Source organism: Kitasatospora sp. NPDC059571, from assembly GCF_042735675.1.
Taxonomy (GTDB): domain Bacteria; phylum Actinomycetota; class Actinomycetes; order Streptomycetales; family Streptomycetaceae; genus Kitasatospora.
This window is the reverse complement of sequence record NZ_JBHWBW010000455.1, coordinates 1-6,363: the sequence shown is the minus strand read 5'-3', so window position 1 is coordinate 6,363 and position 6,363 is coordinate 1. Positions and strand designations below refer to the sequence as shown.

The window sequence follows — 6,363 nt, the reverse complement described above, 5'->3', positions numbered from 1 at the left end:
GTGGGTGGCTCGGTGGTGCCGTGGCCGGTGTCGGCGCGGAGCGAGGAGGCGCTGCGCGGGCAGGCGGCGCGGCTGCGGGCCTTCGCCGACCGGGAGCCGGATGCGCAGGGCGCCGGTCTGGCACTGGCGACCGGACGCGCGGCCCTGGAGCACCGGGCCGTGGTGCTCGGTGCCGACCTCCCCGAACTCGGCTCCGGCCTGTCGGCACTGGCCGACGGCGTCGTGGCCGGCGCGGTCGTTCAGGGCATTGCGGGCGCACCCGGGAAGGTGGCGTTCGTCTTCCCGGGTCAGGGTTCGCAGTGGGCCGGTATGGCTCTGGAGCTGCTGGACTCCTCGCCGGTGTTCGCCGGTCGGATGGCGGAGTGTGCGGAGGTGTTGGCGCCGTTCGTGGACGGCTGGTCGCTGCTCGACGTCGTCCGGGGCGTCGACGGGGACGCCTGGATGGATCGGGTGGACATCGTGCAGCCGGTGCTGTGGGCGGTGATGGTCTCCCTCGCCGAGGTGTGGCGGGCGGCCGGTGTGCAGCCGGGTGTGGTGGTCGGTCATTCGCAGGGCGAGATCGCCGCTGCGGTGGTGGCGGGTGTGCTGACGCTGGAGGACGGCGCCCGGGTGGTCGCGCTGCGCAGTCGGGCGATCGCGGGCGGGCTGGCGGGTCTGGGCGGCATGGTCTCCGTTGCCCTGCCGGTGGAGCAGGTGCGTGAGCGGATCGGCAATGACGCCCGGGTCTCGGTGGCGGCGGTGAACGGCCCGTCCGCGGTCGTGGTCTCCGGTGAGCCGGCCGCGCTGGAGGAGCTGCTGGTCTCCTGCGAGGCCGACGGTATCCGGGCTCGCCGGATCCCGGTGGACTACGCCTCGCACTCCGCGCAGGTGGAGTCGATCCGCAGCGAGCTGCTGGATGTCCTCGCCGAGGTGCGGCCTCGTGCCGGCGCCGTCCCGGTCTTCTCGACGGTGACCGGTGATCTGGTCGACGGCTCCGGCATGGACGCGGAGTACTGGTACACGAACCTGCGCACCACCGTCCGTTTCGCCGAGGCGGTCGACGCCCTCCTCGCCGATGGCTTCGGCACGTTCGTCGAGGTCAGTGCGCACCCGGTGCTCGCGATGGCGGTGCAGGACGCCGCCGAGGCGGCCGGGCACGACGCGGTGAGTGTGGGGACGCTGCGCCGCGGTGAGGGTGGGCCGCGCCGGGTGCTGGCCTCGCTGGCCGAGGCGTGGGTGCGCGGCGTGGCCGTCGACTGGCGGGCCGCCGCCTTCGCCGGCACCACCGCGGTCCTGCCACTCGACCTGCCGACCTACGCCTTCCAGCGCGCGCAGTACTGGCTGGATGCACCCACCGCGGCATCCGGCCCTGAGCTCACGGTCGGGGTCGACCCCGTCGAGGCCGAGTTCTGGGCCGCCGTCGAGAACGAGGACCTCGGCGTCCTCGCCGACTCGCTGGACCTGGACGCCGACGCGCCGCTGAGCGCCGTGCTGCCCGCGCTCTCCTCCTGGCGGCGGCAGCGCCGGGAGCAGTCGACGGTCGACGGCTGGCGCTACCGCATCACCTGGCAGCCGCTCACCGACCTGCCCGCGCCGGTGCTCTCCGGCACCTGGGCGGTCATCGCGACGGAGGACGACCGGCACCGAGCCGACGACCTCGCCCGCGGCCTCGAACGGCGCGGCGCCGCCGTCGCCGTCCTCACCGTCGGCGAGGACGACCTCGACCGTGCCGCGCTCGCCGCCCGGCTGGCCGCGGAACTCCCCGAGGGGGCCGGTCCGGCCGGGCTGCTGTCCCTGCTCGGCACCGTCGAGGACCGCTGCTCCGCGCACCCGTCGGTGCCGTTCGGGCTGGCGGGCTCCGTCGTGCTGCTCCAGGCGCTGGCCGACGCCGGGATCGAGGCGCCGCTGTGGACGGCCACCCGCGGCGCCGTCGCCGTCGACCGGGCCGAGCGGCTGACCGGCCCCGCCCAGTCCCTGGTCTGGGGTCTCGGCCGGGTCGCCGCCCTGGAGGACGCGCCCCGCTGGGGCGGGCTGGTCGACCTGCCGGAGCTGCTGGACGAGCGCGCCATGGACCGGCTCACGGGCGTCCTCGCCGGTACCGGCGGTGAGGACCAGGTGGCGATCCGGCCCTCCGGTGCACTGGTGCGCCGCCTGGTGCACGCCCCGGCCGGCCCGGCGGCCGGTGAGGGCTGGCGCCCGACCGGCACCGTCCTGGTCACCGGCGGCACCGGCGCCCTGGGCGCCCACGTCGCCCGCTGGCTGGCCCGCAACGGCGCCGAGCACCTGCTGCTCACCAGCCGCCGCGGTCCGGACGCGGACGGTGCCGCCGAACTCGCCGCCGAACTCACCGCCCTCGGCGCCGCCGCCGACATCGTCTCCTGCGACGTCTCCGACCGGTCGGCGCTGGAAGCCCTGCTGGCCGCGATCCCCGCCGAGCGTCCGCTGACCGCGGTGATGCACACGGCGGCCGTGCTGGACGACGGTGTGATCCAGGCGCTCACCACCGACCAGCTGGAGCGGGTGCTGCGGGTCAAGGTCGACTCCGCCCTGCACCTGCACGAGCTGACCCGGGACCTGGATCTTTCGGCGTTCGTCCTCTTCTCCTCCTTCGCCGCCACGTTCGGCGCGCCCGGCCAGGGCAACTACGCGCCCGGGAACGCCTTCCTGGACGCGCTCGCCGCCCAGCGGCGGGCCGACGGCCTGCCCGCCACCTCCGTCGCCTGGGGCCCGTGGGGCGAGGGCGGCATGGCCGAGGGCGGCGTCGGCGACCGGATGCGCCGCCACGGGATCCTGGAGATGGCCCCGGACCTGGCCGTCTCCGCACTGCAGCAGGCGCTGGACCGGGGCGACACCGAACTGACCGTCACCGACATCGACTGGCAGCGTTTCACGGTCGCCTTCACCTCGGGCCGGGTCCGCCCGCTGCTGTCCGCGATCCCCCAGGCCGCCCGGGTCCTGGAGGGCGTCCGCGCTGCCACCGGGGAGCAGCAGTCCACCGGCGGCGCGCTCGCCGCCCGGCTCGCGGGCGTCGCCCCGGCCGAGCGGGAGCGCATCCTGCTCGACCTGGTGGCCTCGCACGTCGCCGCCGCACTCGGCTTCGCCGGGCCGGAGGCCGTCGACACCGGCCGGGCCTTCAAGGAGCTCGGGTTCGACTCGCTGACCGCCGTCGAACTGCGCAACCGCCTCGGTGCCGCGGCCGGCCTGCGGCTGCCCGCCACGCTCATCTACGACCACCCCACCGCCCTCGCGCTCGCCCGCCACCTCGGCGAGGAGCTCTCCGGCACGGTCGCCGGCGCTGCGGGACCGGTGGTGGCGAGTACCGCCGCACACGACGAGCCGATCGCCATCGTCGGCATGAGCTGCCGCTTCCCCGGCGGCGTCGACTCGCCGGAGGCGCTCTGGCAGCTGCTGGCCGCCGGGGGTGACGCCCTGTCGGGGTTCCCCACCGACCGCGGCTGGGACCTGGACACGGTGTTCGACGCCGACCCCGATGCCAAGGGCACCTCGTACATCCGCGAGGGCGGCTTCCTGCACGACGCCAGCCGATTCGACGCCGGGTTCTTCGGGATCTCGCCGCGCGAGGCGCTGGCGATGGACCCGCAGCAGCGGCTGCTGCTGGAGACCTCCTGGGAAGCGTTCGAGCGGGCCGGTCTCGACCCGCACGCACTGCGGGGCAGCCGCACCGGCGTGTTCGCGGGCACCAACGGCGGCGACTACCTGGGCCTGCTCGCCGGCGCCGCGCAGTCCGCCGAGGGACATGTCGCCACCGGCACCGCCGCGAGCGTGGTCTCCGGCCGGGTCTCCTACCTGTTCGGCCTCGAAGGCCCGGCGATGACCGTCGACACCGCCTGCTCGGCCTCGCTGGTGGCACTGCACCTGGCCGTGCAGTCGCTGCGCAACGGCGAGTGCGAACTGGCACTGGCCGGCGGCGTGACGGTGATGTCCACCCCGGGCACCTTCATCGAGTTCAGCCGCCAGCAGGGCCTTGCCGCCGACGGCCGGTGCAAGCCGTTCTCGGCCGCGGCCGACGGCTTCACCCCCTCCGAGGGCGTCGGCATGCTGCTGGTCGAGCGGCTCTCCGACGCACGCCGCAACGGCCACCCGGTGCTCGCCGTCGTGCGCGGGTCGGCGATCAACCAGGACGGTGCCTCGAACGGCCTCACCGCCCCGAACGGGCCCTCCCAGCAGCGGGTGATCCGCCAGGCGCTCGCCAACGCGGGGCTGACCCCCGACCGGGTCGACGCCGTCGAGGCGCACGGCACCGGCACCAAGCTGGGCGACCCGATCGAGGCACAGGCCCTGCTCGCCACGTACGGCCAGGGCCGGCCCGAGGACCGCCCGCTGCTGCTCGGCTCCGTGAAGTCCAACCTCGGCCACGCCCAGGCCGCCGCCGGCCTCGCCGGTGTCATCAAGATGGTCGAGGCGCTGCGCCGCGGCATCCTGCCGCAGAGCATCCACCTGGACGAGCCGTCGCCCCACGTGGACTGGTCGGCGGGTGCGGTCGAGCTGCTGACGGAGCAGCGGGAGTGGCCGGTGACCGGGGATCTGCGCCGCGCGGGCGTGTCCTCGTTCGGTTTCAGCGGGACGAACGCGCACGTGATCATCGAGCAGGCCCCGGCGGACGAGCCGGCGGAGGAGGACGAGGTCGTCCCCGGTTCGCCGGTGGTGGGTGCCTCGGTGGTGCCGTGGCCGGTGTCGGCGCGGAGCGGGGAGGCGCTGCGCGGGCAGGCGGCGCGGCTGCGGGCCTTCGCCGGGCAGGAGCCGGATGCGCAGGGCGCCGGTCTGGCGCTGGCGACCGGACGCGCGGCCCTGGAGCACCGGGCCGTGGTGCTCGGTGCCGACCTCCCCGAACTCGGCTCCGGCCTGGCCGACCTGGCCTCCGGCGCGCCGGGGACGGGCGTGGTCCGTGGCATGACCGGCTCGGCGGGGAAGGTGGCGTTCGTCTTCCCGGGTCAGGGTTCGCAGTGGGCCGCGATGGCGGTTGACCTGCTCGATTCCTCGCCGGTGTTCGCCGGTCGGATGGCGGAGTGCGGAGCGGCGTTGGCGCCGTTCGCGGACGGCTGGTCGCTGCTGGATGTGGTCCGTGGTGTCGAGGGCGATGCCTGGATGGACCGCGTGGACATCGTGCAGCCGGTGCTGTGGGCGGTGATGGTCTCCCTCGCGGAGGTGTGGCGTTCGTCCGGGGTCGAGCCGGGTGTTGTGGTCGGTCATTCGCAGGGTGAGATCGCCGCTGCGGTGGTGGCGGGTGCGCTGACGCTGGAGGACGGCGCCCGGGTGGTCGCCCTGCGCAGCCGGGCGATCGCGGGCGGGCTGGCGGGTCTGGGCGGCATGGTGTCGGTCGCCCTGCCGGTGGAGGAGGTGCGCGAGCGTCTCAAGGATGACGGCCGGCTCTCGGTCGCGGCGGTGAACGGCCCGTCCGCAGCCGTGGTCTCCGGTGAGCCGGCCGCCCTGGAGGAGCTGCTGGCCTCCTGCGAGGCCGACGGCATCCGGGCCCGCCGCATCCCCGTGGACTACGCCTCGCACTCCGCGCAGGTGGAGTCGATCCGCAGCGAGCTGCTGGAGGTGCTCGCGGAGGTCCGGCCGCAGGCCGGATCGGTGCCGGTGTTCTCCACCGTGACCGGTGACCTGGTCGACGGCTCCGGGATGGACGCCGAGTACTGGTACACCAACCTCCGTACCACCGTCCGCTTCGCCGAGGCGGTGGACACCCTTCTCGCGGACGGCTTCGGCACGTTCATCGAGGTCAGTGCCCACCCGGTGCTGGTGATGGCGCTCCAGGACGGCATCGAGGCGGCTGAGCGTGATGCCGCCGCCTTCGGCACGCTGCGCCGTGGCGAGGGCGGGCCGCGCCGGGTGCTGGCCTCGCTGGCCGAGGCGTGGGTGCGCGGCGTGGCCGTCGACTGGCGGGCCGCCGCCTTCGCGGGCACCACCGCCGTCCCGCCGCTCGAACTCCCCACCTACGCCTTCCAGCACCGCCGGTTCTGGCCCGAGCCGGCCCGGCCGGAGGACGGTGCGGGGACCGTCGGCGCGGACCCCGTGGACGCAGCCTTCTGGGAGGCCGTCGAGCGCGAGGACCTGGACGCGCTCGCCGGCTCGCTCGACCTGGCCGCGGACGCGCCGCTGAGCGCCGTCCTCCCCGCGCTGTCGACCTGGCGGCGCGAACGCCGCGAGCAGTCCACCGTGGACGGCTGGCGCTACCGGATCACCTGGCAGCCCCTCACCGACCTGCCCGCCCCGCTGCTCTCCGGCACCTGGGCGGTCATCGCGACGGAGGACGACCGGGACCGCGCCGACGACCTCGCCCGCGGGCTCGACCGGCGCGGCGCCGAGGCCCGCGCGCTCACCGTCCCGGCCGCCGACCTCGACCGCGGGCCGCTGGCCGTG

Annotated in this window: 1 pseudogene; it reads left to right on the top strand. The window is 75.4% G+C overall.

Going from position 1 to position 6,363, the window contains the following annotated elements:
* Positions 1–12: 12 nt before the first annotated feature.
* A pseudogene (locus tag ACFV0G_RS32690) lies at positions 13–6,363 on the top strand (SDR family NAD(P)-dependent oxidoreductase); the annotation flags it as partial.